This window comes from Streptomyces mesophilus, from assembly GCF_011044995.1.
Taxonomy (GTDB): domain Bacteria; phylum Actinomycetota; class Actinomycetes; order Streptomycetales; family Streptomycetaceae; genus Streptomyces; species Streptomyces mesophilus.
In genome coordinates this window covers 1-24,744 of sequence record NZ_JAAKZW010000048.1, presented here as the reverse complement: position 1 = coordinate 24,744, position 24,744 = coordinate 1, and the positions used below count along the sequence as shown (strand labels likewise).

Genomic DNA, 24,744 nt, shown 5'->3' with positions numbered 1-24,744 from the left:
CGCTGCGCCCCGGCCGGGAGAAGTGATCCGGCCGGGGCGCAGTGCTCTGTCCTCGTACGACTCGGAGAGAACCGCTCCGCTCAGCAGCACCCCGCCCCAGGCAAGGTCCTCTTGTTCCGCGCCTCCACACTCCGCGCCGCCAGCAACTCGTCCGCCGGATAGCCCACTTCCTCCAGCGTGAGCCCATGCGGCCGCACCACATGCACCGCCGAATCCCGCACCCCGGCCGCAAGCACCTTCGCCGGCCAGCCCGGCCCCCGGTGGCCGTCGCCCACGAACAGGAGCGCGCCGATCAGCGAGCGCACCATGTTGTGGCAGAAGGCATCCGCCCGCACGGTCGCCGTGATGATCCCGTCGGCGCCCCGCTCGAGGCTGAGCTCCTGAAGGGTGCGGATGGTCGTGGCGCCTTCCCTCTTCTTGCAGTACGCGGCGAAGTCGTGCTCGCCGAGCAGCTGGGCGGCCGCCTCGTTCATCGCCTCGACGTCCAACGGCCAGTCGTGCCACAGCACATGACCGCGCAGCAGAGGATCGACGCCGCCGGGGTTGTCGGTCACGCGATACGCGTACCGCCGCCAGATCGCCGAGAAGCGCGCGTTGAATCCGCTGGGCGCCTCGGCCACCTTCCATACGCGCACATCGTGCGGCAGCCGCCCGGCGAGCCGGCGCAGCAGCTTCTCCTGGTGCTCGGCCCACAGCTCGGCGGGCAGATCGACATGCGCCACCTGCCCGCGTGCGTGCACCCCGGCATCGGTACGCCCGGCGACCGTCAGCGGAAAGGTCACGCCCGAGCGCGTCACCGTACGCAGCGCGTCCTCGATCTCCCCTTGCACGGTCCGGGTCGACTGCCGGAGCTGCTTCGCCCAGCCCGAGAACTCCTTCCCGTCGTACGAAAGATCAAGCCGCACCCGTACGAAACCGGGCTCCACCTCATCGGCCACCGAAACCTGCCTCCCTGTCGAACATCGCTGAACATCGTCGAACATCAGTGATGTTCATCACGCAACTACCACGCCGCGAACCGGCGTCTCCCGTCCCGTACGTCCGCAACGGGATCGCATACATCGGGGGAACGATGACCAAGTGGACCACGCCTGCCGCCGCCCTGCTCACCACCGGCATTCTCGCCCTGGGGCTCACGGCCTGCGGCGGCGATGACGGCTCGGGCTCGAAGGCGAAGGACAAGGGGAAGTCCTCGGCGGGCAAGAAGGACGTCGCCAACAAGGCCGGGGCAGGCTCCGGTTCATCCGGTGGGGCCGCGGGATCCGGCCAGCCCAAGTCCATCCGCAAAGGCGACAGCGGCACCAAGGTGAAGTGCGTGCAGCGGGCCGTGAACACCTTCAACAAGCCGCAGATCGTCGCCGACGGCAGCTTCGGCTCCAAGACGGTAAGCGCCGTGAAGCTCTTCCAGGGCAACAACGGACAGTCCAAGGACGGGGTCGTCGGCCCGAAGACCGGCAGGCGGATGGAGATGCTGATGGAGGACCGCAAGAAGGCCAACCTGGACAACCCTCAGGCCGTGAAGCGCTATGCCACCTGGCTCAACGACTGCAAGAGCCTCATCCCCAACTGACCCTCGCCCCACCCGCGTACACGAAACAGCCCCGCCTACACAAAACAGCCCCACGCACACGAAACAGGCCCGCATCCCCTCGCAGGGAATGCGGGCCTGTCCGTCAAGCAGTGTCAGAACGCTCAGGCGTCCTTCGACTCCTCGGCAGCCTCGACCGGCTTCGCGTCCTCGTCGGACTTGGCCTCGACGGCCTCGTCCTTCTTGAGGGCGTCTTCCTTGACCGCACGCTTGGTGGCGGCCTCGGCCTCGTCGACGGTCGCCTTCTTGGCGATCTCGCCCTCGACCAGCTCGATCACGGCCATCGGCGCGTTGTCGCCGCGGCGGTTACCGATCTTGGTGATACGGGTGTAGCCACCCGGACGCTCGGTGTAGCGCGGAGCGATCTCGGTGAAGAGCGTGTGCACGATCCCCTTGTCGGTGATCGTCTGCAGCACCTGGCGACGGTTGTGGATGTCGCCCTTCTTCGCCTTGGTGATCAGACGCTCGGCGACCGGACGCAGGCGGCGGGCCTTGGCCTCGGTCGTCGTGATGCGGCCGTGCTCGAACAGCGACTTGGCGAGGTTCGCCAGCATGTGCCGCTCGTGCGCAGCGCTGCCGCCCAGACGGGCACCCTTGGCGGGCTTCGGCATGATGTTTCTCCTTGTGTGCTGCCCCGGCCGTATCAGGTACCGGAGTCAGTATCCGAGCAGGCGGCTGCCTGTCGGAGATCCGGGGGACGCGAACGTCCCCCGGAAAGCGGGGCGATCAGTACTGCTCGGTCTCCACGAAACCCGCATCCGCGTCATCGTCGGCGCCGAAGGCGTCAGCCGCGGCGGTCGGGTCGAACCCGGGGGGCGAGTCCTTCAGCGCAAGACCCATACCCGCGAGCTTGGCCTTGACCTCGTCGATGGACTTCGCACCGAAGTTACGGATGTCCAGGAGGTCCGCCTCGGAGCGCGCCACGAGCTCACCCACGGAGTGGATGCCCTCACGCTTGAGGCAGTTGTACGAACGAACGGTGAGCTCGAGCTCCTCGATCGGCAGCGCCAGGTCGGCGGCAAGGGCGGCGTCCGTCGGGGACGGGCCCATGTCGATGCCCTCGGCGTCGATGTTGAGCTCGCGGGCCAGACCGAACAGCTCGACCAGGGTCTTACCGGCCGACGCCATGGCGTCACGCGGACGCATGGCCTGCTTGGTCTCGACGTCGACGATGAGCTTGTCGAAGTCGGTGCGCTGCTCGACTCGGGTCGCCTCGACCTTGTAGGTGACCTTGAGCACCGGCGAGTAGATGGAGTCGACCGGAATACGGCCGATCTCCTGGCCCACCTGCTTGTTCTGCACGGCGGAGACGTAGCCGCGACCGCGCTCGACGGTCAGCTCCATCTCCAGCTTGCCCTTGCCGTTCAGCGTGGCGAGCACCAGGTCGGGGTTGTGCACCTCGACACCGGCCGGCGGGGCGATGTCAGCAGCGGTGACCAGGCCGGGACCCTGCTTGCGCAGGTACATCACGACCGGCTCGTCGTGCTCCGAGGAGACGACCAGCTGCTTGATGTTCAGGATGAGGTCGGTGACGTCCTCCTTGACGCCCGGCACGGTGGTGAACTCGTGCAGGACACCGTCGATACGGATGGACGTGACAGCCGCACCCGGGATCGAGGAGAGGAGCGTACGACGCAGGGAGTTGCCGAGGGTGTAGCCGAAGCCCGGCTCCAGGGGCTCGATCACGAACCGGGAGCGGAACTCGTCGACGACCTCTTCGGTCAGCGAGGGGCGCTGAGCGATCAGCATGAAGTGATTCCTTCAGTCATGGACACCCACTATTTGATGTCCGACTCAAACCGCGCCGTGAAGGCACGGGCATTTCAAGGGTACGGGCGATACGGCCCCGAAGAGCCGTACCGCCCGAAAACCTCAGACAAGCGACGTACGAGACGTCGGACGCAGTGCGTCAGACGCGACGGCGCTTGGGGGGACGGCAGCCGTTGTGCGGCGTGGGGGTGACGTCCTGGATCGAGCCGACCTCGAGGCCGGTGGCCTGGAGGGAGCGGATCGCGGTCTCACGGCCGGAGCCGGGACCCTTGACGAAGACGTCGACCTTGCGCATGCCGTGCTCCTGCGCGCGACGGGCAGCCGACTCGGCAGCCATCTGCGCGGCGAACGGCGTGGACTTGCGCGAGCCCTTGAAGCCGACGTGGCCGGCGGAGGCCCACGAGATCACGTTGCCGGTCGGGTCCGTGATGGACACGATCGTGTTGTTGAACGTGCTCTTGATGTGAGCGTGCCCGTGGGCGACGTTCTTCTTTTCCTTGCGGCGCACCTTCTTGGCAGCGCCCTGACGACCCTTGGGGGGCATCTATAACTCCTACGGGGAGGTGGTCGGTCCTACAGCGAAGACCGCTGATGAAGCGTTGTCCGCTGTGGACTACTTCTTGCCCGGCTTCTTCTTGCCGGCGATGGCGCGACGCGGGCCCTTGCGGGTACGGGCGTTCGTGCTGGTGCGCTGGCCGTGCACAGGCAGGCCGCGACGGTGACGAATGCCCTGGTAGCAGCCGATCTCGATCTTGCGGCGAATGTCGCCCTGGATCTCGCGGCGGAGGTCACCCTCGGTCTGAAGGTTGGCGTCCACGTACTCGCGGATCTTGACCAGCTCCTCCTCGGAGAGGTCACGAACGCGGGTGTTCGGGTTGACGCCGGTCTCGGCCAGCGCCTTCTGGGACTGGGTGCGGCCGATACCGAAAACGTAGGTAAGGGCGACTTCCACACGCTTGTCGCGCGGGATGTCAACACCGGAAACGCGTGCCATTCAATGGCTCCAGTTGTCTTTCGGAGGTCTTCCCCAAGACCGCTCCCAGCCGCCGTCCTCTTCGTCGGTCGAAGAGTTGGTACGAACTGGGTCCCCGGCCTCCGACCGGGGGTGTCGCCCTCCATTACTGAAGAGGGACGGGCCTTGCGTATCTACTTAGCTGCTGAGCTATGCGTCGCTCAAAGATCTGCGGATGCAGACCTGCGTCAGCCCTGGCGCTGCTTGTGGCGCGGGTTGTCGCAGATGATCATGACTCGGCCGTGACGGCGAATCACCCTGCACTTGTCGCAGATCTTCTTGACGCTCGGCTTGACCTTCATTGGTGAGGTTCTCCGGGTCAGTGCCACCACCCCGCGGATGCGGGGCACAGGCAAGATCTACTTGTACCGGTAGACGATCCGGCCACGCGTCAGGTCGTACGGAGACAGCTCCACCACGACCCGGTCGTCAGGGAGGATGCGGATGTAGTGCATACGCATCTTGCCGCTGATGTGTGCCAGGACCTGGTGGCCGTTCTGGAGCTCCACCTTGAACATGGCGTTCGGGAGAGACTCGACGACAGTGCCTTCGATCTCGATGGCACCTTGCTTCTTGGCCACGCTTCGCCCTTCGAATCGACTACCTTGATCGGTCCCGTACGCGCAGCCTGCGGAATGCAGGCATACGGGTGCACGAGAGCCGACGAGTCAGTCTACGACAGAGCACCCGGAAAGACGAATCCGAAAAGTGTGCCCCGCGGAAGCGATCCTTAAGCACGACACGGCGGACGCCCGCCGCACGGCGGGCCACCGGCCGACTCAGCCCAGCGGATCGGGCGCCGCTGTGATACCCATCTCAGCCAGCTTCGCCTTGCCGCCATCGGGGGCGGTCAGCACCAGCGGCCCCTGCTCGGTGACGGCGACCGAGTGCTCCCAGTGCGAGGACCAGGTGCCATCCGTGGTGATGACGGTCCAGTCGTCCTCGAGGACCTCGGTACGCGCCGTACCCAGCGAGACCATCGGCTCGATCGCGAGGCAGAAGCCGGGCACCAGCTTCGGGCCGCGGCCGCGGCGGCGCTCCACGTAGTTCAGGAGGTGCGGCTCCATGTGCATCTGGGTGCCGATGCCGTGGCCGCCGTAGTCCTCGATGATCCCGTACTTGCCGGTGGCCGGACGGGGCTGGCGACGGATGTACGACTCGATCGCCTTGGAGACGTCGACAAGGCGGTTGCCCTGCTTCATCGCCGCGATGCCGGCCCACATCGACTCCTCGGTCACCCGGGAGAGCTCGATCAGCTCGGGCGCGTGGCCCGAGCCCACGAAAGCGGTGTACGCGGCGTCGCCGTGCCAGCCGTCGATGATCGCGCCGCAGTCGATGGAGATGATGTCGCCGTCCTCGAGCACGACCTCGTCGCTCGGGATGCCGTGGACCACGACCTCGTTCTTCGAGGTGCAGATGGTCGCGGGGAAGCCGCCGTACCCGAGGAAGTTGGACTTCGCGCCGTGCTCGTCGAGCACCTTGCGCGCGACCTCGTCGAGGTCCTTGGTGGTCGCGCCCGGCACCGCCGCCTCACGGGTGGCCTTGTGGATCGCGGCGACGACCAGTCCCGCCTCGCGCATCTTGGCGATCTGCTCGGGGGTCTTGATCTCCACCATGGCCCGCATCGCTCCGTATCTAAAGAAAAGACCTACTGACACAACACTACGGCCGCGGCACCCATCGGGGCACCGCGGCCGTCGTACAGCTCATTCGCCTCAGGCGTCGTCGCCCTTGCGCAGCGCCTCCATGGCGCGCTCCGTGACCTCGGAAACGCTGCCGAGCGCCGAGATCGTCACGACCAGGCCCTGGGCCCGGTAGTGGTCGATGATCGGCTCGGTCTCGCTGTGGTAGACCTCGAGCCGCCGGCGGACGGTCTCCTCGGTGTCGTCACCACGCTGGTACAGCTCGCCGCCGCAGACGTCGCAGACGCCCTCGGTCGCGGGCTGCTTGTACGAGACGTGGAAGACGTGGCTCGAATCGTTACGGCAGATCCGGCGGCCCGCGATGCGCTTGACGACCTCGTCCTCGGGGACCTCGAGGTCCAGAACCGCGTCGAGCTCCTGTCCGTCCAGCTTCAGCGCATCGTCCAGGGCCTCGGCCTGCGAGACGTTGCGCGGGAAGCCGTCGAGCAGGAAGCCGTTCGCGGCGTCCGGCTGTGCCATACGGTCCTTGGCCATCCCGATGGTGACCTCGTCCGGCACCAAGTTGCCCGCGTCCATGTAGGACTTGGCCTTGAGGCCGAGCTCCGTGCCCTGGCTGATGTTGGCCCGGAAAAGGTCGCCCGTGGAGATGTGAGGGATCGACAGGTTCTGGGCGAGGAACGCGGCCTGCGTTCCCTTGCCCGCACCGGGCGGCCCGACGAGGACGATACGCATCAGCGGAGGAACCCTTCGTAATTACGCTGCTGGAGCTGGCTCTCGATCTGCTTCACGGTCTCCAGACCCACACCCACGATGATCAGGATGCTCGTCCCGCCGAACGGGAAGTTCTGGTTTGCTCCGAAGCCTGCCAACGCCGCTGTCGGCACGAGAGCGATCAGACCCAGATAGAGCGACCCGGGCCAAGTGATCCGGTTGAGCACGTAGCTCAGATACTCGGCGGTGGGCCGGCCCGCCCGGATACCCGGGATGAAGCCACCATACTTCTTCATGTTGTCGGCGACTTCCTCGGGGTTGAACGAGATCGCCACGTAGAAGAAGGCGAAGAACACGATCAACACGAAGTAGGTGACCAGGTAGTACGGGTGGTCACCCTTGACGAAGTGCGCTTCGATCCACTGCGCCCAGCCGGCGGTGGAACCGCTGAACTGCGCGACGAGCGCCGGGATGTAGAGCAGCGACGAAGCGAAGATCACAGGGATGATGCCCGCCTGGTTCACCTTGAGCGGGATGTACGTGGACGTACCGCCGTAGGAACGGCGCCCGATCATGCGCTTCGCGTACTGCACCGGGATGCGGCGCTGCGCCTGCTCGACGAAGACGACCAGGCCGACCATGAAGAGGCCGACGAGGATGACCACGCCGAACTCGATCCAGCCGTCGGCCAGCGAGCCCTGCTCCTTGATGGCCCACAGCGCGCCGGGGAAGCCCGCGGCGATCGAGATGAACATCAGGATGGACATGCCGTTGCCGATGCCGCGGTCGGTGACGAGCTCACCGAGCCACATCACGACCGCCGTACCGGCCGTCATCGTCAACACCATCGTGACGGTGGTGAAGATCGACTGGTTGGGCACGATCTCGCTGCCCACCGGGCAGCTGCTGAACAGCGCGCCGCTGCGGGCGGTGGCGACCAGACCGGTGCCCTGGAGTACGGCCAGCGCCACCGTCAGATAACGCGTGTACTGCGTGATCTTCGCCGTGCCGGACTGTCCCTCCTTCTTGAGGGCCTCGAGTCGGGGGATGACCACGGTCAGCAGCTGAAGAATGATGCTCGCCGTGATGTACGGCATGATGCCCAGCGCGAAGATCGTGATCTGCAGCAGTGCGCCACCACTGAACATGTTGACCAGACCGAAGATGCCACCCTTGGTGTCGGCCTGGTCGAGACAGATCTGCACGTTCTCGTACGACACCCCGGGGATCGGGATGTGGGCACCGAGCCGGTAGATGACGATGATGCCGAGCGTGAAGAGCAACTTCTTGCGCAGGTCGGGCGTCTTGAACGCCCGGGCGAACGCGGTGAGCACGGTGCCTCCTGCGACCCCCGCGCGCGTGCGCCAGAGGTGACGGTCTTGAGGTTCGACGAATAGTAAGCAATAGGCAACAACGCGCGGATTCCCCCTGCTGTGAAGCAGCAGACAGACCGCGCGGAAGTTAGCAGTGCACGCCACCTTACCGGCGACCATGCCCCCCTAGGAACGACCAACCGGGGATGCCCCTTTTGTGGGGCATCCCCGGTGGGATCGTTCAAGCCATCGAGACTCTGCCTGAGGAAATCAGACGAGCTCGGTGACGGTGCCGCCGGCGGCGGCAATCTTCTCCTTGGCGGAGCCGGAGACGGCGTCGACCGTCACCTGCAGCGCCACGGAGATCTCGCCCTGGCCCAGGACCTTGACGAGGCTGTTCTTGCGCACGGCACCCTTGTTGACCAGGTCCTCGACCGTGACCTCGCCACCCTCGGGGTAGAGCGAAGCCAGCTTGTCCAGGTTCACGACCTGGAACTCGGTCTTGAACGGGTTCTTGAAGCCCTTGAGCTTCGGGAGACGCATGTGGAGGGGCATCTGGCCACCCTCGAAGCGCTCCGGAACCTGGTAACGGGCCTTGGTGCCCTTGGTACCACGACCGGCCGTCTTACCCTTCGACGCCTCACCACGACCCACACGGGTCTTGGCGGTCTTGGCGCCGGGAGCCGGACGGAGGTTGTGGATCTTCAGCGGGTTGTTCTCCGCCATGTCAGACCTCCTCAACCGTCACGAGGTGGCGGACGGTGTGCACCATGCCGCGGAACTCGGGGCGGTCCTCCTTGACGACCTGCGTGTTGATGCCCTTGAGACCAAGGGAGCGCAGGGTGTCACGGTGGTTCTGCTTGCTGCCGATGTACGACTTCACCTGCGTGATCTTGAGCTGTGCCATTACGCACCAGCCCCGGCACGCGCACGCAGCAGAGCCGCGGGGGCGACGTCCTCGAGGGGCAGGCCACGGCGAGCCGCGACTTCCTCGGGACGCTGCAGGCCCTTGAGGGCCGCCACGGTCGCGTGCACGATGTTGATCGCGTTGTCGGAGCCCAGGGACTTCGACAGGATGTCGTGAATACCGGCGCACTCGAGCACGGCGCGAACCGGGCCACCGGCGATAACACCGGTACCGGGGGAAGCCGGCTTGAGCAGGACGACGCCCGCGGCCTTCTCGCCCTGGATCGGGTGCGGGATGGTGCCCTGGATACGGGGGACCTTGAAGAAGTGCTTCTTGGCCTCCTCAACACCCTTGGCGATGGCGGCCGGCACCTCCTTGGCCTTGCCGTAACCGACACCCACGGTGCCGTCACCGTCGCCCACTACGACGAGCGCAGTGAAGCTGAAGCGACGACCACCCTTCACAACCTTGGCGACGCGGTTGATCGCGACAACGCGCTCAACGTACGCGGTCTTCTCGGCGGCAGCAGCGCCACCGTCGCGACCCTTCCGGTCCCGCCGCTCGCCGCCACCGGCACCGCCACTGCGGCGCTGGGGTCCAGCCATTGGAATTACCTCTCTCTGTTTCCGCTAGCTACGCAGCGTCATTAGTCGCTGCGCGAACGGGCAAGACTCAGAACTTGAGTCCGGCTTCGCGGGCGGCGTCCGCCAGGGCGGCGATGCGCCCGGCGTACTGGTTACCACCACGGTCGAATACGACAGCCTCGACACCGGCGGCCTTGGCGCGCTCGGCGACCAGGGCGCCGACCTGCTTGGCCTGAGCCGACTTGTCGCCCTCGCCACCGCGGATCGTGGTGTCCAGGGTCGACGCCGACGCGAGGGTGTGACCCTTAACGTCGTCGATGACCTGGGCCACGATGTTGCGGTTGGAGCGCGTCACGACGAGACGCGGACGCTCAGCCGTACCCGAGATGTGCTTACGGATCCGGATGTGACGACGCTTGATGGCAGCACGCTTGTAAGCGTCGCCCTTAGCAATCTTGACACCGTATGCCATGGCTTACTTACCCGCCTTTCCGACCTTGCGACGAATGACTTCGCCCTCGTACTTGACGCCCTTGGCCTTGTACGGGTCGGGCTTGCGCAGCTTGCGGATGTTGGCCGCAACCTCGCCGACCTTCTGCTTGTCGATGCCCTCGACCGAGAACTTCGTCGGCGACTCGACCTTGAAGGAGATGCCCTCGGGCGCCTCGATCAGGATCGGGTGGCTGTAGCCGAGCGAGAACTCCAGGTTGGAGCCCTTCGCCAGGACGCGGTAACCGACACCGCTGATTTCGAGCTTCTTCACGTAACCCGTGGTCACGCCGGTGATCATGTTCGCCACCAGCGTGCGGGACAGGCCGTGCAGGGCCTTGTTCTGACGCTCGTCGTTCGGGCGGGTGACGTTCAGAACGCCGTCCTCGCCCTTAGCGATCTCGATCGGCGCCACGACGGTGTGGGTCAGGGTGCCCTTGGAACCCTTGACCGTGACCGTCTGGCCGTCGATGGTGACGTCCACGCCGGCGGGAACCGTGATGGGGAGCTTGCCAATACGCGACATAGCTTCTTCCGATTCCTTTCCGCTACCAGACGTAGGCGAGAACTTCTCCGCCTACGCCCTTCTTGCCGGCCTGCTTGTCGGTCAGGAGACCGTGCGACGTGGAGATGATCGCCACGCCGAGGCCACCCAGGACCTTGGGCAGGTTGGTGGACTTCGCGTAAACCCGGAGACCGGGCTTGGAGATCCGCTTGATGCCCGCGATGGAGCGCTCACGGTTCGGGCCGAACTTCAGCTCGAGAACGAGGTTCTTGCCGACTTCGGCGTCCTCGGTCTTCCAGCCGGTGATGTAGCCCTCCTGCTGGAGGATCTCCGCGATGTGGGACTTGATCTTGCTGTGCGGCATCGACACCGAGTCGTGGTACGCCGAGTTCGCATTGCGCAGACGCGTCAGCATGTCTGCGATCGGATCAGTCATGGTCATGAATTGGCCTTCGGCCTCTCTCGCCGGGGTTTCCTGTATGCGCCATCCCTCTCCCCACACAGAGGCAGGACGGGTGCGGCACGGGGACCTACGGCGTAGTAAGTCGTTTCAGGGCGGCAGGCGCCCAACCCCACAAGCCTACGGCATGCGGAGGAGGGCCCTGCCGACCAGAGTGCTTACCGAGAGCGCCTGGAAATCCCGAAGATTCGGGGTTTACCAGGAGCTCTTGGTCACGCCCGGCAGCTCGCCACGGTGAGCCATCTCACGAAGGCACACGCGGCACAGGCCGAACTTGCGGTACACGGAGTGCGGGCGGCCACAACGCTGGCAGCGGGTGTAGGCGCGCACACCGAACTTGGGCTTACGAGCAGCCTTGGCAATAAGAGCCTTCTTCGCCATCTCGCTTACGCCTCCTTGAACGGGAAGCCGAGGTGACGAAGGAGCGCGCGGCCCTCAGCGTCGTTGGTCGCCGTGGTGACCACGGTGATGTCCATACCCCGGACGCGGTCGATCTTGTCCTGGTCGATCTCGTGGAACATGACCTGCTCGGTGAGACCGAAGGTGTAGTTGCCACGGCCGTCGAACTGCTTGGGGGACAGACCACGGAAGTCGCGGATGCGCGGCAGCGCGAGCGACAGGGTGCGGTCCAGGAACTCCCACATGCGGTCGCCACGAAGCGTGACGTGGGCACCGATCGGCTGACCCTCGCGCAGCTTGAACTGCGCGATGGACTTGCGGGCCTTGGTGATGGCCGGCTTCTGACCGGTGATCGTCGTCAGGTCACGGACGGCACCGTCCATGAGCTTCGAGTCACGGGCGGCGTCGCCGACACCCATGTTGACCACGATCTTGACGAGACCGGGAACCTGCATGACGTTCTCGTACGAGAACTCCTCACGCAGCTTGCCCGCGATCTCCTCGCGGTACTTCGTCTTGAGACGCGGAGTCGTGGTGGTAGCCATCAGATGTCCTCACCCGTCCGCTTGGCAACGCGAACCTTGTTGCCCTCGTCGTCGAAGCGGTAACCGACGCGCGTCACAACCTTGTTGCCGTCCTTCTCAACGACCAGCTGGACGTTGGAGACGTGGATCGGCGCCTCGGTGGTGATGATGCCGCCGGCCTGCGAACCGCTGGCGGTCGGACCGGCCTTGGTGTGCTTCTTGACCCGGTTGACACCCTCGACCAGGACACGCTCGTCGCGCGGGAAAGCGGCAATGACCTTGCCCTGCTTGCCCTTGTCCTTACCGGTGATGACCTGAACCAGGTCGCCCTTCTTGATCTTCATGCTTACAGCACCTCCGGCGCGAGCGAGATGATCTTCATGAACTTCTTCTCGCGCAGCTCACGACCCACCGGGCCGAAAATACGGGTGCCACGAGGGTCGCCGTCGTTCTTGAGAATGACAGCGGCGTTCTCGTCGAAGCGGATGTACGAGCCGTCCTGGCGGCGGCGCTCCTTGACGGTGCGAACGATGACCGCCTTGATGACGTCACCCTTCTTCACATTGCCGCCGGGGATCGCGTCCTTGACGGTGGCGACGATGACGTCGCCGATGCCCGCGTAGCGGCGACCCGAGCCACCGAGAACACGGATGCAAAGGATTTCCTTCGCACCAGTGTTGTCGGCGACCTTGAGTCGCGACTCCTGCTGGATCACGTCTATCTCCTGATCGTCTGCCGGTTCCCGGCAGGGGCTTCACCTCGTACGAGGAGTGGGCCCCTGCCGAGCCTGGCGGAACTGTCCTGCGGAGTTGCCCGCAGGAATTACTTGGCCTGTCGAAAGAGAAGCAGCGCGGGGGCGCGAGGCCCCCGCGGGACTACTTCGCCTTCTCGAGGATCTCGACGATGCGCCAGCGCTTGCTCGCCGACAGCGGACGCGTCTCCATGATGAGGACGCGGTCGCCGACGCCGGCAGCGTTCTGCTCGTCGTGCGCCTTGAGCTTGTTCGTACGGCGGATGACCTTGCCGTACAGCGCGTGCTTGACGCGGTCCTCGACGGCGACGACGACGGTCTTGTCCATCTTGTCGCTGACGACGAGACCCTCACGGGTCTTACGGAAGCCGCGGGCGGCAGTCTCTTCAGTCACAGTCTTCTCGCTCATCAGGCGCTCTCCACCGTCTCGATGCCCAGCTCACGCTCGCGCATCAGGGTGTAGATCCGCGCGATGTCCTTACGGACCGCCTTGAGACGGCCATGGTTCTCGAGCTGGCCGGTCGCCGCCTGGAAGCGGAGATTGAACAGCTCTTCCTTGGCCTCGCGAAGCTTGTTGACAAGCTCCTCGTTGCCCAGCTCGCGGAGCTCGGACGCCTTGGTACCGGTCGACATCACGCTTCACCTGCCTCGCGCTTGACGATCTTGCACTTCATCGGCAGCTTGTGAGCCGCACGAGTCAGCGCCTCACGCGCGATCTTCTCGTTGGGGTACGACAGCTCGAACATCACGCGTCCGGGCTTGACGTTGGCGACCCACCACTCCGGCGAACCCTTACCGGAACCCATGCGGGTCTCGGCAGGCTTCTTGGTGAGGGGGCGGTCCGGGTAAATGTTGATCCAGACCTTGCCGCCACGCTTGATGTGACGCGTCATGGCGATACGAGCGGCCTCGATCTGACGGTTCGTCACGTACGCCGGCGTGAGCGCCTGGATGCCGTACTCGCCGAACGCAACCTGCGTGCCACCCTTGGACATGCCGCTGCGCTTCGGGTGGTGCTGCTTGCGGTGCTTGACCCTACGGGGGATCAGCATTTCGGTCAGGCCTCCGTTCCGGTGCTCTCAGCCGGAGCAGCGGCGGGCGCGTCGGCCTTGGGGGCCTCGGCGGCCGGAGCCTGCTGCTGCGGCTTGCGGCCGCGGCCGCCACGCTCGCCACCACGGCCACCACGGCCGGCGGGACGGTCGGCGCCACCACGGGCCGGGCGGTTACCCGCACGGGCCGCAGCGTTCTCGGCGCGGACCTCGGCGATGTTCTTGACGTCGCCCTTGTAGATCCAGACCTTGACGCCGATGCGACCGAAGGTCGTCTTGGCCTCGAAGAAGCCGTAGTCCACGTTCGCGCGGAGCGTGTGCAGCGGCACACGACCCTCGCGGTAGAACTCCGAACGGCTCATCTCGGCGCCGCCGAGACGGCCGCCACACTGGATCTTGATGCCCTTGGCGCCGGCCTTCATGGCGGACTGCATGCTCTTGCGCATGGCCCGACGGAAGGAGACGCGGGAGGACAGCTGCTCGGCAACGGCCTGGGCAACCAGCTGGGCATCGGTCTCGGGGTTCTTGACCTCGAGGATGTTCAGCTGGACCTGCTTGCCCGTGAGCTTCTCGAGGTCACCGCGGATGCGGTCGGCCTCGGCGCCACGGCGGCCGATGACGATGCCCGGGCGGGCGGTGTGGATGTCCACGCGGACACGGTCACGGGTGCGCTCGATCTCAACCTTCGAGATGCCGGCGCGCTCCATGCCGGACGTCATCATCCGACGGATGGCGACGTCTTCCTTGACGTAGTCCTTGTACAGCTTGTCGGCGTACCAACGCGACTTGAAGTCGGTGGTGATGCCGAGCCGGAACCCGTGCGGGTTTACCTTCTGGCCCATTACCGGGTTCCTTCCTTGCTGCTGACGACCACGGTGATGTGGCTGGTCCGCTTACGGATCCGGTAGGCACGGCCCTGAGCACGCGGACGGAACCGCTTCAGGGTCGGACCCTCATCCACGAACGCCTCGCTGATGAACAGCGAATTGGCGTCACTGTGGTCGTAGTTGTGCGCGGCGTTGGCGATGGCGCTGTCGAGCACCTTGCCAACGGGAACCGAGGCTGCCTGCGGAGCGAATCGCAGGACGGCCTGGGCCTCCGTGGCGTCCATGCCACGGATGAGGTCCACCACGCGGCGGGCCTTCATGGGCGTGACGCGGATGTACCGCGCCTGGGCCCTGGCTTCCATGGTTGTCCCTTCAGTTTCTTACGTGTCTGAATGCGATCCGCTACTAGCGGCGCTTCGACTTCCGGTCGTCCTTGACGTGGCCCCGGAAGGTGCGCGTCGGCGAGAACTCGCCGAGCTTGTGGCCGACCATCGACTCGGTGACGAACACCGGGATGTGGGTCTTGCCGTTGTGCACCGCAAGCGTGTGGCCGAGCATGGCCGGCACGATCATGGAGCGACGGGACCAGGTCTTGATGACGTTCTTGGTGCCGGCTTCGTTCTGGGCGTCCACCTTCTTGATGAGGTGGTCGTCGACGAAGGGCCCCTTCTTCAGGCTACGAGGCATCTCAACCCGTCCTTAGCGCTTCTTGTTCGTCTTGCGGCGGCGGACGATGTACTTGTTCGACGCCTTCTTGGGCGAACGAGTACGGCCTTCCTTCTGACCCCAAGGGCTGACCGGGTGGCGACCACCGGAAGTCTTGCCCTCACCACCACCGTGGGGGTGGTCAACCGGGTTCATGACGACACCGCGCACGGTCGGGCGAACGCCCTTCCAGCGCATACGGCCGGCCTTACCCCAGTTGATGTTGCTCTGCTCGGCGTTGCCGACCTCGCCGACCGTCGCGCGGCAGCGCGCGTCGACCAGGCGGATCTCGCCGGAGGGCATACGAAGGTGGGCCATCGTGCCCTCCTTCGCCAGGAGCTGCACCGAGGCACCCGCGGAGCGGGCGAACTTGGCGCCGCCACCGGGACGGAGCTCGATGGCGTGGATCGTCGTACCCACGGGGATGTTGCGCAGCGCGAGGTTGTTGCCCGGCTTGATGTCGGCGCCAGGGCCGTTCTCAATCCGGTCGCCCTGCTGCAGACCGCGCGGCGCGATGATGTAGCGCTTCTCGCCGTCGGCGTAGTGCAGCAGCGCGATACGCGCGGTGCGGTTGGGGTCGTACTCGATGTGCGCGACCTTCGCCGGCACGCCGTCCTTGTCGTGACGACGGAAGTCGATCACTCGGTAGGCGCGCTTGTGGCCACCGCCCTGGTGGCGGACGGTCACACGACCGGTGTTGTTACGGCCGCCCTTGCTGTGCAGCGGGCGGACCAGCGACTTCTCCGGCGTGGACCGCGTGATCTCGACGAAGTCGGCGACGCTGGAGCCACGACGGCCCGGCGTAGTCGGCTTGTACTTGCGGATTCCCATTTCTCAGTCCTCGTCCGATATTCGGACCAGGGCACTCCGTTAGGAGGCCTGGCCGAAGATGTCGATACGGTCGCCCTCAGCGAGGGTCACGATGGCGCGCTTGGTGTCGGCACGCTTGCCGAAACCGGTGCGCGTACGCTTCCGCTTGCCCTGACGGTTGATCGTGTTGACCCCGGTGACCTTGACCCCGAAGACCGCTTCCACGGCCTGCTTGATCTGCGTCTTGTTGGAGCCGGGCGCGACGATGAACGTGTACTTGTTCTCGTCGAGCAGCGCATAGCTCTTCTCCGAGACGACCGGCTTGACGAGGATGTCGCGCGGGTCCGAGAAGGTCTTGCTGGTGATCGTGGCCTCAGACATCAGGCCTCGCTCCCTTCGGTGTCAGCCTTGGGGCCGGCGACGAAGGAGTCGAAGGCGGCCTTGGTGAAGACCACGTCGTCCGAAACGAGCACGTCGTACGTGTTCAGCTGGCCCGGCTCCAGGATGTGGACCTGGGGCAGGTTGCGAGCGGACAGCAGAGCGACCTCGTCCTCACGGGAGATGACCAGGAGCACGTTCTTGCGCTCGCTGACCTTGCCCAGGAGGGTCTTGGCGGCCTTGGTGCTGATCTCACCCTCAACCACGCCGGACACGACGTGGATGCGGTTGTTGCGGGCCCGGTCGGTGAGGGCGTGGCGCAGGGCCGCGGCCTTCATCTTCTTCGGGGTCCGCTGCGAGTAGTCACGCGGCTGCGGGCCGTGGACGACGCCACCGCCGGCGAACTGCGGCGCACGGGTCGAACCCTGACGGGCGCGGCCGGTGCCCTTCTGGCGGTACGGCTTGCGGCCACCACCACGGACTTCGCCGCGGGTCTTGACCTTGTGCGTGCCCTGGCGGGCAGCGGCCAGCTGTGCGACAACGACCTGGTGAAGCAGCGGAATGCTGATCTTCTCGACGTCGAAGATCTCCGCGGGGAGCTCGACCGTCCCGGCCTTGTCGCCTGCCGGCGAAAGGATGTCAATGGTGCTCATCGGTTCCTCAAACCCCCTTGGCCGCAGTGCGGACCAGGACGAGGCCACCGTTGGGGCCGGGGACGGCGCCCTTGATGAGCAGCAGGCCCTTCTCGGCGTCAACGGCGTGGACGGTCAGGTTCTGGGTGGTGACCCGCTCGTTGCCCATGCGACCCGCCATGCGCATGCCCTTGAAGACACGGCCGGGGGTGGCACAGCCACCGATGGAACCAGGCTTGCGGTGGATGCGCTTCGCACCGTGGGAAGCCTTGCCACCCTTGAAGTTGTGGCGCTTCATGACACCGGCGAAGCCCTTGCCCTTGCTCGTGCCCGTGACATCAACCTTGATGCCGGACTCGAACACCTCGGCCGTCACTTCCTGGCCCAGCGTGTACTCGCTGGCGTCAGGAGTGCGGATCTCCACGAGGTGGCGACGGGGGGTCACGTCGGCCTTGGCGAAGTGACCCTTGAGGGGCTTGTTCACCTTGCGCGGGTCGATCTCGCCGAAGGCGATCTGGACCGACTCGTAGCCGTCGGAGTCATTCGTACGGACCTGGGTCACGACGCAGGGGCCGGCCTTGACGACGGTGACCGGAACAACACGGTTGTTCTCGTCCCACACCTGCGTCATGCCGAGCTTCTCGCCCAGGACACCCTTGATCTGCTTGGTCATCTGGATCAACCGCCCTTAGAGCTTGATCTCGATGTCGACACCGGCCGGGAGGTCGAGTCGCATCAGAGAGTCAACGGTCTTGGGGGTCGGGTCGAGGATGTCGATGAGGCGCTTGTGCGTGCGCATCTCGAAGTGCTCGCGAGAATCCTTGTACTTGTGCGGCGACTTGATGACGCAGTACACGTTCTTCTCGGTGGGGAGCGGCACCGGGCCCGCGACCGACGCACCAGTACGCGTCACCGTCTCGACGATCTTCTTCGCCGAGGAATCGATGACCTCGTGGTCGTAGGCCTTGAGCCGGATGCGGATCTTCTGTCCCGCCATGGCTACTCAGTAGTCCTTTGTCTAGTAAACGCTCTGGTACCCGGCGATTCGACCTCACCCTCCGACCCACGCGGTCGGGCGTGTCGCAACCTCACTGACACAGATCTCCCGAAGGATTTCCCTGCTAGGGGGTTGCGGCCGCAAGGACCGCGAATCGGGGGAAGGCTGCAAATTTCTTTGCTGGCCACCGGGCGCCTGGCCGAGCCACCGCACCGCACTTCCCGAAAGATTCCCGTACGTCCGCCCCAGCGCTGCCCGAGGGCAGTTAAGGCGACGAGTACTGTGGGACTCGCTTCCAGTCCTCCCGGCGGGAGGCGCGCAGCATCGGCTACTCAACCGAGCAACCTGAACAGTGTGCCATACGGGTTGCATCGGACGCCAATCGAGCCCAGAAGCGTACCCCCGGGAGGCCTCTTGTCAAACCCGGTCGCGTATCTCCGTAGCAGCGAATTCTCTGCTCGCGCAAGGGAATCCGCCGAAATCAGGCCGAAGCCCCCGCACACCCAGAAGGTGTACGGGGGCTTCGGTTCGAGCTGGAAGCTCAGGTACCGCAGATCAGCAATTACTTGGTGATCTTGGTGACCTGGCCGGCGCCCACGGTCCGGCCACCCTCACGGATGGCGAACTTGAGGCCCTCTTCCATGGCGATGGGCTGGATGAGCTCGACCGACATCTCGGTGTTGTCACCCGGCATGACCATCTCGGTGCCCTCGGGGAGGGTCACGACGCCGGTCACGTCCGTCGTACGGAAGTAGAACTGCGGGCGGTAGTTGTTGAAGAACGGGGTGTGACGGCCACCCTCGTCCTTCGACAGGATGTAGGCCTGGGCCTCGAAGTCGGTGTGCGGCGTAACCGAACCCGGCTTGATGATGACCTGGCCGCGCTCGACGTCCTCGCGCTTGATGCCACGGAGGAGCAGACCGACGTTCTCGCCCGCCTGGCCCTCGTCGAGCAGCTTGCGGAACATCTCGATGCCGGTGACCGTGGTGGTGGTCTTCTCGGTCTTGATACCGATGATGTCGACGGTCTCGTTGACCTTGAGGACACCACGCTCGATACGACCGGTGACGACGGTGCCACGACCGGTGATCGTGAAGACGTCCTCGATCGGCATCAGGAACGGCTTGTCGACGTCACGCTCGGGCTGCGGGATGGACTCGTCGACGGCCTTCATCAGGTCGAGGACGGTCTTGCCCCACTCGGCGTCACCCTCGAGAGCCTTGAGCGCCGAGACCTTGACGACCGGAAGGTCGTCGCCCGGGAACTCGTACTCGGAGAGCAGCTCACGAACCTCGAGCTCGACGAGCTCCAGGATCTCCTCGTCGTCCACCATGTCGGCCTTGTTCAGGGCGACGACGATGTACGGAACGCCGACCTGGCGGGCCAGGAGCACGTGCTCCTTGGTCTGCGGCATCGGGCCGTCGGTGGCGGCAACCACGAGGATCGCGCCGTCCATCTGCGCGGCACCCGTGATCATGTTCTTGATGTAGTCCGCGTGACCGGGGCAGTCGACGTGCGCGTAGTGACGCGTCTCCGTCTGGTACTCGACGTGCGCGATCGAGATCGTGATACCGCGCTGGCGCTCCTCAGGAGCCTTGTCGATCTGGTCGAAGGCCGAGGCCTCGTTCAGGTCCGGGTACGCGTCGTGCAGCACCTTGGTAATGGCGGCCGTGAGGGTCGTCTTACCGTGGTCAATGTGACCGATGGTGCCGATGTTGACGTGCGGCTTAGTCCGCTCGAACTTTGCCTTCGCCACTGGGTCCTCCTGCGGAGTGGTTCTGGTACGCCTTACTCATCGGCGCCAGGTGATCTTTGCTGGGATGCCAGCCGCCGGGGTCGCTCCCTGAGTCGGGGTCGAAACCCCGGCGGATGGTGTCAAGCCTAAAGCGTGAAACCGGGTGAGTTACTCGCCCTTGGCCTTCGCGATGATCTCCTCGGCGACGTTCCTGGGAACCTCGGCGTAGGAGTCGAACTGCATCGAGTAGCTTGCGCGACCCGAAGTCTTGCTGCGGAGGTCTCCGACGTAGCCGAACATCTCCGAAAGCGGCACGAGGCCCTTCACGACGCGAGCGCCGCTGCGCTCCTCCATGGCCTGAATCTGGCCACGGCGGGAGTTGATGTCACCGATGACTTCACCCATGTAGTCCTCGGGCGTGGTGACCTCGACGGACATCATCGGCTCGAGCAGCACGGGGCTGGCCTTGCGCGCAGCCTCCTTGAACGCCTGCGAACCGGCGATCTTGAAGGCGAGCTCGGAGGAGTCGACCTCGTGGAAGCCGCCGTCGAGAAGAATGACGCGAACGCCCGTCATCTCGTAGCCGGCCAGGATGCCGAACTGCATGGCCTCCTGCGCACCGGCGTCCACCGACGGGATGTACTCCCGCGGGATACGGCCACCGGTGACCTTGTTCACGAACTCGTACGAGGCGTCGCCGCCCTCGATGGGCTCGATCGCGATCTGCACCTTGGCGAACTGACCGGTACCACCGGTCTGCTTCTTGTGGGTGTAGTCATGACGCTCGACGGCCTTGCGGATCGTCTCGCGGTACGCGACCTGCGGCTTGCCGACGTTCGCCTCGACCTTGAACTCGCGACGCATACGGTCGACGAGGACGTCGAGGTGAAGCTCGCCCATACCACCGATGATGGTCTGGCCGGTCTCCTCGTCCGAGTGGACCTGGAAGGAGGGGTCCTCCTCCGCGAGACGCTGGATGGCGACACCCAGCTTCTCCTGGTCACCCTTGGACTTGGGCTCGATGGCGACCTGAATGACCGGCGCCGGGAAGTCCATGGACTCCAGGATCACCGGCTGCTTCTCGTCGCACAGCGTCTCACCGGTGGTGGTCTGCTTGAGGCCCATGACGGCGACGATGTCACCGGCGCCCACCGACTCGATCTCCTCACGCTTGTTCGCGTGCATACGGTAGATCTTGCCGATGCGCTCCTTCTTGCCCTTCACGGAGTTCAGCACCGCGGTGCCGGCGTTCAGGCGACCGGAGTAGATCCGGATGAAGGTGAGCTTGCCGAGGTGCGGGTCGCTCGCGATCTTGAACGCGAGGGCCGCGAGCGGCTCCTCGTCGTTCGGCTTGCGCTTCACGACAACCTCGGCGTCCTTGACGTCGTGGCCTTCGATGGCCTCGACGTCCAGGGGGGAGGGCAGGTACCGCACAACAGCGTCGAGCAGGGGCTGAACGCCCTTGTTCTTGAACGCGGTTCCGCAGAACACGGGGGTGACGGTGGTGTCGCCACCCTTGCCCGACGCGATGGTGATACGACGGATCGCGGCGTACAGCTGCTCCACCGAAGGCTCCTGGCCCTCGAGGTACAGCTCCATGATCTCTTCGTCGTTCTCGGCGACGGTCTCGAGCAGCTTGCCGCGCCACTCGTCGGCAGCCTCGGTGTGCGTGGCCGGGATGTCGACGGTGTCGTAGGCCTCGCCCTTGGCGGCCTCGGCCGACCAGACGTACGCCTTCATCGTGACGAGGTCGACAACACCCTGGAAGTCGGCCTCGGCACCGATGGGCAGCTGCATCACGATCGGGGTGGCGCCGAGGCGGTCCACGATCATGTCGACGCAGCGGTGGAACTCGGCACCGGTGCGGTCGAGCTTGTTGACGAAGCAGATACGCGGAACGCCGTAGCGGTCCGCCTGACGCCAGACGGTCTCGGACTGCGGCTCGACGCCGGCCACACCGTCGAACACGGTCACGGCGCCATCGAGCACACGCAGGGAGCGCTCCACCTCAACGGTGAAGTCGACGTGCCCCGGGGTGTCGATGATGTTGATCGTGTGGTCGACGTTGTCGAGCGGCCAGTGACAGGTGGTGGCAGCGGACGTGATCGTGATGCCACGCTCCTGCTCCTGCTCCATCCAGTCCATCGTGGCGGCGCCGTCGTGGACCTCACCGATCTTGTACGAAACGCCGGTGTAGAACAGGATCCGCTCGGTGGTGGTCGTCTTGCCCGCGTCGATGTGCGCCATGATGCCGATGTTGCGCACCTTGGCAAGGTCAAGCGAAGTGGTAGCCATATCGGCTCAGTCTTCTCTCGGTCTCGATGTGGGTTGCGACTACCAGCGGTAGTGCGCGAAGGCCTTGTTGGACTCGGCCATCTTGTGCGTGTCCTCGCGCTTCTTCACAGCGGCACCAAGGCCGTTGGAGGCGTCGAGGAGCTCGTTGAGGAGACGCTCGGTCATGGTCTTCTCGCGACGGGCACGCGAGTAACCGACGAGCCAGCGCAGCGCCAGGGTGTTGGCACGGCCGGGCTTGACCTCAATCGGCACCTGGTAGGTCGCGCCACCGACACGGCGGGACTTGACCTCGAGGGTCGGCTTGATGTTCTCGAGCGCGCGCTTCAGCGTGATGACCGGGTCGTTGCCGGTCTTCTCACGCAGACCCTCCATGGCGCCGTAAACGATGCGCTCGGCGGTGGAGCGCTTTCCGTTCAGCAGAACCTTGTTGATGAGGGAGGTCACCAGAGGAGAACCGTAGACCGGGTCAATGATGACCGGGCGCTTCGGGGCGGGGCCCTTACGAGGCATTCTTACTTCTCCTTCTTGGCGCCGTAGCGGCTGCGAGCCTGCTTACGGTTCTTGACGCCCTGCGTGTCCAGGGAACCGCGGATGATCTTGTAGCGAACACCCGGCAGGTCCTTCACACGGCCACCGCGCACGAGCACGATGGAGTGCTCCTGCAGGTTGTGACCCTCACCCGGGATGTAAGCGGTGACCTCGATGCCGGAGGTCAGGCGAACACGCGCGACCTTCCGCAGCGCCGAGTTCGGCTTCTTCGGGGTGGTGGTGAAGACACGCGTGCAGACGCCGCGACGCTGGGGCGAACCCTCGAGCGCGGGCGTCTTGTTCTTCTCGACCTTGTCCTGCCGGCCCTTCCGGACCAGCTGCTGGATCGTAGGCACTACTTCTCCGGTTTCTGTGTGCCGTCATAAAGCTAACCTGGAACTTCGCCGACCCACGCGGTCGGGTGTGTCGCACGCTGCAGACTCCCGCCGTAAAGCAGGGAGAGGCACAGATTGCAGTGGCCGCTGTGACGCTCGCCGCGGTTTTGAAGGCACGCGCACGAGCCAGGGCACACCCCAGGCACAAGGTCTGAGCGTACCTAGCGTCCGCACTCCGGTCAAAACAAGCCCAAGCCGCATCGGATATCGCAGCACCGAGCGCTCTCCCGCTCACGGAACGTGACGGCCGAGACGGGCGAAATCCAGCCGTTCATCCTGCCCCTGGGCGAGGCCCTGGAATTCCCGCCGCGGTCTCCGCTGGTGCGCCAGCACGAGCCGTCCTCACACGTCCTGCTGATCCTGGACGGCTGACTGACCGCGGACCCCACGCGGGCCGCCGATCACCGGCGTTTGGAGTTCGCCTTGATGAGCAGGGCATCGAGCCGGCGATTCCCCTGAGCAAACAGGAACTGGCCGGATCGGTGGGGCGTCGCGGGAGATGGTGCAGAGGCTCCTGAAGGACTTACGGGAACGCCGCGCCGTCGCGACCGGGCGGCGCACCCTGGTGATCCTGCAACCGGACATCCTGCGTCAGATCGTGGGCCGAAGGTGAGGTGAGAGCGGTCAGAAGGTGACCGCTATCGGTAGGTGTGCGGACACATGAAGTAACTCTGTGGACACGGTCACACTTTGAGTGCGCCATCTGCCCTCCCTGCGGCCGCGCCCCGTCCAACACGCTGCTCGACATGACCACAGAGCCCCTGAGCCGGACGATTCTGCTGCTAGGCATCGAGCGCTTCAGCGACCGCGACGATGTCGAACAGGCCTATCTGCGCCGCATGTTGTACTCGATCGCCGACCGGACGCTGGAGGCCGCGGGGGTCGATGAAACCGTACGGCTGCGCGCCGTCCGCGGCGGACTCCGTGATGGAGCTCATCGACGCGGACGTCTCCGTGCGTGAGCTGCTGCGAACGTTGCTGCGCGAGGTCCTGGATGGCGTCCAGCTCCGCGCAGATGCGGTTACGCGTGGTGCTCGCCAACGGCTGGGTCGCGGTGGACGAGTTGGAGGGCTGGGCCGGCGCCGACCTCAATCGCACCTGCCGGCTCCTTGACGCCGCTGTGCTCCGGGACGCCCTGAGGGAACGGGCCGACGATTTCGCGCTCTGCGTCTCGCAGTCCGTGTACGCGGGGATCGTGCGGCACAACCACCCGGGTATCGCGGCCGAGGAGTTCACCCAGGTCACGATGACCGGCAAGAACGGGCCACTGGCCGCATGGCTGTACGGCCCCGCGCCCTCGGGCTCAGGGGCGGGAGCGGGCGAGGCGGACGCCGCGACGGCGGAGCGGGACGCGTAGCCGGGGCAGGCCGCCGCGCGAGCGACCGCACAGGACGCCGGTGCCCGAGCCACCGCACAGACCGACGCGAGCGCACCCGCCGCCGGGAGCCGCTTCGACGGTGGCCGGATCCGGGGCGACCACAACGGGGTGTCCGCCGGCCAGATCGTCGGGAACATCTCGTTCGGCGGGCGGGGTGAGCGATGAGCACCGAGGCACCCGAGGCCGCGCCTCAGCAGCCGGCCGGTGACTCCGAGGGCGGGGAGAAGCCCGAGTCCGCCGTGGGCGCCGAGTAGACCGCCGAGGCCGGTGACGGGCAGGTCCAGGACGCCTAGGGCCGCCCGGCGCGATCTGGCGGACCACACACCGAGGAGCATGCGGTTCGGTGCCCAGCCCAAACC

General features: G+C 65.6%; 39 protein-coding genes and 1 pseudogene. 5 read left to right on the top strand and 35 right to left on the bottom strand.

Going from position 1 to position 24,744, the window contains the following annotated elements:
- Positions 1-80 precede the first annotated feature (80 nt).
- Positions 81-938, bottom strand: a complete 858-nt coding sequence (truA, locus tag G6045_RS14665) for a tRNA pseudouridine(38-40) synthase TruA (protein ID WP_165332371.1) — start codon at positions 936-938, stop codon at positions 81-83.
- Between the two features lie 134 nt (positions 939-1,072).
- Between truA and G6045_RS14660 the strand changes: the two genes are divergently transcribed.
- A complete protein-coding gene (locus G6045_RS14660) occupies positions 1,073-1,570 on the top strand; it encodes a peptidoglycan-binding domain-containing protein (protein WP_165332370.1) in 498 nt (165 codons plus the stop codon).
- A gap of 122 nt (positions 1,571-1,692) precedes the next feature.
- Here the strand turns inward: G6045_RS14660 and rplQ are convergent, their stop codons facing one another.
- The 34 genes from rplQ to rpsL form a co-directional block, all read right to left on the bottom strand.
- Positions 1,693-2,199, bottom strand: coding sequence for a 50S ribosomal protein L17 (rplQ, locus tag G6045_RS14655; RefSeq protein ID WP_165332369.1), 507 nt, complete (start codon positions 2,197-2,199; stop codon positions 1,693-1,695).
- Positions 2,200-2,314: 115 nt separating this feature from the next.
- Positions 2,315-3,337 (bottom strand): DNA-directed RNA polymerase subunit alpha, encoded by a 1,023-nt coding sequence (locus tag G6045_RS14650; RefSeq protein ID WP_003966937.1) that lies wholly within the window; start codon positions 3,335-3,337, stop codon positions 2,315-2,317.
- 160 nt (positions 3,338-3,497) lie between these two features.
- Positions 3,498-3,902 (bottom strand): 30S ribosomal protein S11, encoded by a 405-nt coding sequence (rpsK, locus tag G6045_RS14645; protein WP_003948617.1) that lies wholly within the window; start codon positions 3,900-3,902, stop codon positions 3,498-3,500.
- Between the two features lie 69 nt (positions 3,903-3,971).
- The gene (rpsM, locus tag G6045_RS14640) at positions 3,972-4,352 is read right to left on the bottom strand and encodes a 30S ribosomal protein S13 (protein WP_165332368.1); all 381 of its coding nucleotides are present in this window, start codon (positions 4,350-4,352) and stop codon (positions 3,972-3,974) included.
- A 206-nt stretch (positions 4,353-4,558) separates the two neighbouring features.
- Positions 4,559-4,672: a 50S ribosomal protein L36 gene (rpmJ, locus tag G6045_RS14635; RefSeq protein ID WP_003948619.1), complete on the bottom strand. Its 114-nt coding sequence runs from the start codon at positions 4,670-4,672 to the stop codon at positions 4,559-4,561.
- Positions 4,673-4,729: 57 nt separating this feature from the next.
- Entirely contained in the window at positions 4,730-4,951 is a 222-nt protein-coding gene (gene infA, locus G6045_RS14630; RefSeq protein ID WP_003948620.1) for a translation initiation factor IF-1, read from the bottom strand.
- Positions 4,952-5,149: 198 nt separating this feature from the next.
- Positions 5,150-5,986, bottom strand: coding sequence for a type I methionyl aminopeptidase (gene map, locus G6045_RS14625; protein ID WP_165332367.1), 837 nt, complete (start codon positions 5,984-5,986; stop codon positions 5,150-5,152).
- Positions 5,987-6,085: 99 nt separating this feature from the next.
- Entirely contained in the window at positions 6,086-6,745 is a 660-nt protein-coding gene (locus G6045_RS14620; RefSeq protein WP_165332366.1) for an adenylate kinase, read from the bottom strand.
- Entirely contained in the window at positions 6,745-8,058 is a 1,314-nt protein-coding gene (gene secY, locus G6045_RS14615) for a preprotein translocase subunit SecY (protein ID WP_165332365.1), read from the bottom strand. Before secY ends, G6045_RS14620 begins: the two co-directional genes overlap by 1 nt.
- 249 nt (positions 8,059-8,307) lie before the next feature.
- The gene (gene rplO, locus G6045_RS14610) at positions 8,308-8,763 is read right to left on the bottom strand and encodes a 50S ribosomal protein L15 (protein ID WP_165332364.1); all 456 of its coding nucleotides are present in this window, start codon (positions 8,761-8,763) and stop codon (positions 8,308-8,310) included.
- Between the two features lies 1 nt (position 8,764).
- Positions 8,765-8,944, bottom strand: a complete 180-nt coding sequence (rpmD, locus tag G6045_RS14605) for a 50S ribosomal protein L30 (RefSeq protein WP_052580766.1) — start codon at positions 8,942-8,944, stop codon at positions 8,765-8,767.
- Positions 8,944-9,549 (bottom strand): 30S ribosomal protein S5, encoded by a 606-nt coding sequence (gene rpsE, locus G6045_RS14600; RefSeq protein ID WP_052580769.1) that lies wholly within the window; start codon positions 9,547-9,549, stop codon positions 8,944-8,946. The genes rpmD and rpsE overlap by 1 nt, the downstream gene beginning before the upstream one ends.
- Positions 9,550-9,616: 67 nt before the next feature.
- Positions 9,617-10,000: a 50S ribosomal protein L18 gene (rplR, locus tag G6045_RS14595; RefSeq protein WP_058848125.1), complete on the bottom strand. Its 384-nt coding sequence runs from the start codon at positions 9,998-10,000 to the stop codon at positions 9,617-9,619.
- A 3-nt stretch (positions 10,001-10,003) separates the two neighbouring features.
- Complete coding sequence (gene rplF, locus G6045_RS14590) at positions 10,004-10,543, bottom strand: 50S ribosomal protein L6 (RefSeq protein WP_165332363.1); 540 nt, start codon at positions 10,541-10,543, stop codon at positions 10,004-10,006.
- 22 nt (positions 10,544-10,565) lie between these two features.
- Complete coding sequence (gene rpsH, locus G6045_RS14585) at positions 10,566-10,964, bottom strand: 30S ribosomal protein S8 (protein ID WP_093613762.1); 399 nt, start codon at positions 10,962-10,964, stop codon at positions 10,566-10,568.
- A 213-nt stretch (positions 10,965-11,177) separates the two neighbouring features.
- The gene (locus G6045_RS14575) at positions 11,178-11,363 is read right to left on the bottom strand and encodes a type Z 30S ribosomal protein S14 (RefSeq protein ID WP_003956452.1); all 186 of its coding nucleotides are present in this window, start codon (positions 11,361-11,363) and stop codon (positions 11,178-11,180) included.
- 5 nt (positions 11,364-11,368) lie between these two features.
- Positions 11,369-11,926: a 50S ribosomal protein L5 gene (gene rplE, locus G6045_RS14570; protein WP_060901493.1), complete on the bottom strand. Its 558-nt coding sequence runs from the start codon at positions 11,924-11,926 to the stop codon at positions 11,369-11,371.
- Positions 11,926-12,249: a 50S ribosomal protein L24 gene (gene rplX / locus G6045_RS14565; protein ID WP_165332361.1), complete on the bottom strand. Its 324-nt coding sequence runs from the start codon at positions 12,247-12,249 to the stop codon at positions 11,926-11,928. Before rplX ends, rplE begins: the two co-directional genes overlap by 1 nt.
- 2 nt (positions 12,250-12,251) lie before the next feature.
- Positions 12,252-12,620 carry a 50S ribosomal protein L14 gene (gene rplN / locus G6045_RS14560; protein ID WP_165332360.1) on the bottom strand — a complete coding sequence of 123 codons (369 nt, stop codon included), beginning with the start codon at positions 12,618-12,620 and terminating at the stop codon, positions 12,252-12,254.
- 160 nt (positions 12,621-12,780) lie between these two features.
- On the bottom strand, positions 12,781-13,065 hold the full coding sequence (gene rpsQ / locus G6045_RS14555; protein WP_165332359.1) for a 30S ribosomal protein S17: 285 nt from the start codon (positions 13,063-13,065) through the stop codon (positions 12,781-12,783).
- A complete protein-coding gene (rpmC, locus tag G6045_RS14550; RefSeq protein WP_003956457.1) occupies positions 13,065-13,289 on the bottom strand; it encodes a 50S ribosomal protein L29 in 225 nt (74 codons plus the stop codon). The genes rpsQ and rpmC overlap by 1 nt, the downstream gene beginning before the upstream one ends.
- Positions 13,289-13,708: a 50S ribosomal protein L16 gene (gene rplP, locus G6045_RS14545; RefSeq protein WP_059424836.1), complete on the bottom strand. Its 420-nt coding sequence runs from the start codon at positions 13,706-13,708 to the stop codon at positions 13,289-13,291. Before rplP ends, rpmC begins: the two co-directional genes overlap by 1 nt.
- Positions 13,709-13,713: 5 nt before the next feature.
- On the bottom strand, positions 13,714-14,547 hold the full coding sequence (gene rpsC, locus G6045_RS14540) for a 30S ribosomal protein S3 (RefSeq protein WP_165332358.1): 834 nt from the start codon (positions 14,545-14,547) through the stop codon (positions 13,714-13,716).
- Complete coding sequence (gene rplV / locus G6045_RS14535; RefSeq protein WP_165332357.1) at positions 14,547-14,894, bottom strand: 50S ribosomal protein L22; 348 nt, start codon at positions 14,892-14,894, stop codon at positions 14,547-14,549. Before rplV ends, rpsC begins: the two co-directional genes overlap by 1 nt.
- A 43-nt stretch (positions 14,895-14,937) precedes the next feature.
- Positions 14,938-15,219 (bottom strand): 30S ribosomal protein S19, encoded by a 282-nt coding sequence (rpsS, locus tag G6045_RS14530; protein WP_003992359.1) that lies wholly within the window; start codon positions 15,217-15,219, stop codon positions 14,938-14,940.
- 12 nt (positions 15,220-15,231) lie between these two features.
- A complete protein-coding gene (gene rplB, locus G6045_RS14525) occupies positions 15,232-16,068 on the bottom strand; it encodes a 50S ribosomal protein L2 (RefSeq protein ID WP_165332356.1) in 837 nt (278 codons plus the stop codon).
- Positions 16,069-16,107: 39 nt separating this feature from the next.
- Complete coding sequence (gene rplW / locus G6045_RS14520; RefSeq protein ID WP_165332355.1) at positions 16,108-16,428, bottom strand: 50S ribosomal protein L23; 321 nt, start codon at positions 16,426-16,428, stop codon at positions 16,108-16,110.
- A complete protein-coding gene (gene rplD / locus G6045_RS14515; protein WP_165332354.1) occupies positions 16,428-17,078 on the bottom strand; it encodes a 50S ribosomal protein L4 in 651 nt (216 codons plus the stop codon). Before rplD ends, rplW begins: the two co-directional genes overlap by 1 nt.
- A gap of 7 nt (positions 17,079-17,085) precedes the next feature.
- Positions 17,086-17,730 carry a 50S ribosomal protein L3 gene (gene rplC, locus G6045_RS14510; protein WP_165332353.1) on the bottom strand — a complete coding sequence of 215 codons (645 nt, stop codon included), beginning with the start codon at positions 17,728-17,730 and terminating at the stop codon, positions 17,086-17,088.
- 15 nt (positions 17,731-17,745) lie between these two features.
- The gene (gene rpsJ, locus G6045_RS14505) at positions 17,746-18,054 is read right to left on the bottom strand and encodes a 30S ribosomal protein S10 (RefSeq protein WP_003948644.1); all 309 of its coding nucleotides are present in this window, start codon (positions 18,052-18,054) and stop codon (positions 17,746-17,748) included.
- A 562-nt stretch (positions 18,055-18,616) separates the two neighbouring features.
- Positions 18,617-19,810, bottom strand: coding sequence for an elongation factor Tu (tuf, locus tag G6045_RS14500; RefSeq protein WP_165332352.1), 1,194 nt, complete (start codon positions 19,808-19,810; stop codon positions 18,617-18,619).
- 147 nt (positions 19,811-19,957) lie between these two features.
- Positions 19,958-22,084: an elongation factor G gene (fusA, locus tag G6045_RS14495; protein WP_165332351.1), complete on the bottom strand. Its 2,127-nt coding sequence runs from the start codon at positions 22,082-22,084 to the stop codon at positions 19,958-19,960.
- 39 nt (positions 22,085-22,123) lie between these two features.
- Complete coding sequence (gene rpsG / locus G6045_RS14490) at positions 22,124-22,594, bottom strand: 30S ribosomal protein S7 (protein WP_003974303.1); 471 nt, start codon at positions 22,592-22,594, stop codon at positions 22,124-22,126.
- A 2-nt stretch (positions 22,595-22,596) separates the two neighbouring features.
- Positions 22,597-22,968: a 30S ribosomal protein S12 gene (rpsL, locus tag G6045_RS14485; RefSeq protein ID WP_003948652.1), complete on the bottom strand. Its 372-nt coding sequence runs from the start codon at positions 22,966-22,968 to the stop codon at positions 22,597-22,599.
- Between the two features lie 279 nt (positions 22,969-23,247).
- Here rpsL and G6045_RS42385 point away from each other — a divergent pair, with 279 nt between their 5' ends.
- The 4 genes and pseudogenes from G6045_RS42385 to G6045_RS42175 all read left to right on the top strand — a co-directional run bounded on the left by G6045_RS42385 (position 23,248) and on the right by G6045_RS42175 (position 24,364).
- Complete coding sequence (locus tag G6045_RS42385; RefSeq protein WP_408056331.1) at positions 23,248-23,379, top strand: hypothetical protein; 132 nt, start codon at positions 23,248-23,250, stop codon at positions 23,377-23,379.
- Positions 23,380-23,620: pseudogene (locus G6045_RS42380) on the top strand (helix-turn-helix domain-containing protein); the annotation flags it as partial.
- Between the two features lie 133 nt (positions 23,621-23,753).
- Positions 23,754-23,969 carry a hypothetical protein gene (locus tag G6045_RS42180; protein WP_328707778.1) on the top strand — a complete coding sequence of 72 codons (216 nt, stop codon included), beginning with the start codon at positions 23,754-23,756 and terminating at the stop codon, positions 23,967-23,969.
- Between the two features lie 32 nt (positions 23,970-24,001).
- Positions 24,002-24,364 (top strand): hypothetical protein, encoded by a 363-nt coding sequence (locus G6045_RS42175; protein ID WP_328707777.1) that lies wholly within the window; start codon positions 24,002-24,004, stop codon positions 24,362-24,364.
- The last annotated feature ends 380 nt before the right edge of the window (positions 24,365-24,744 follow it).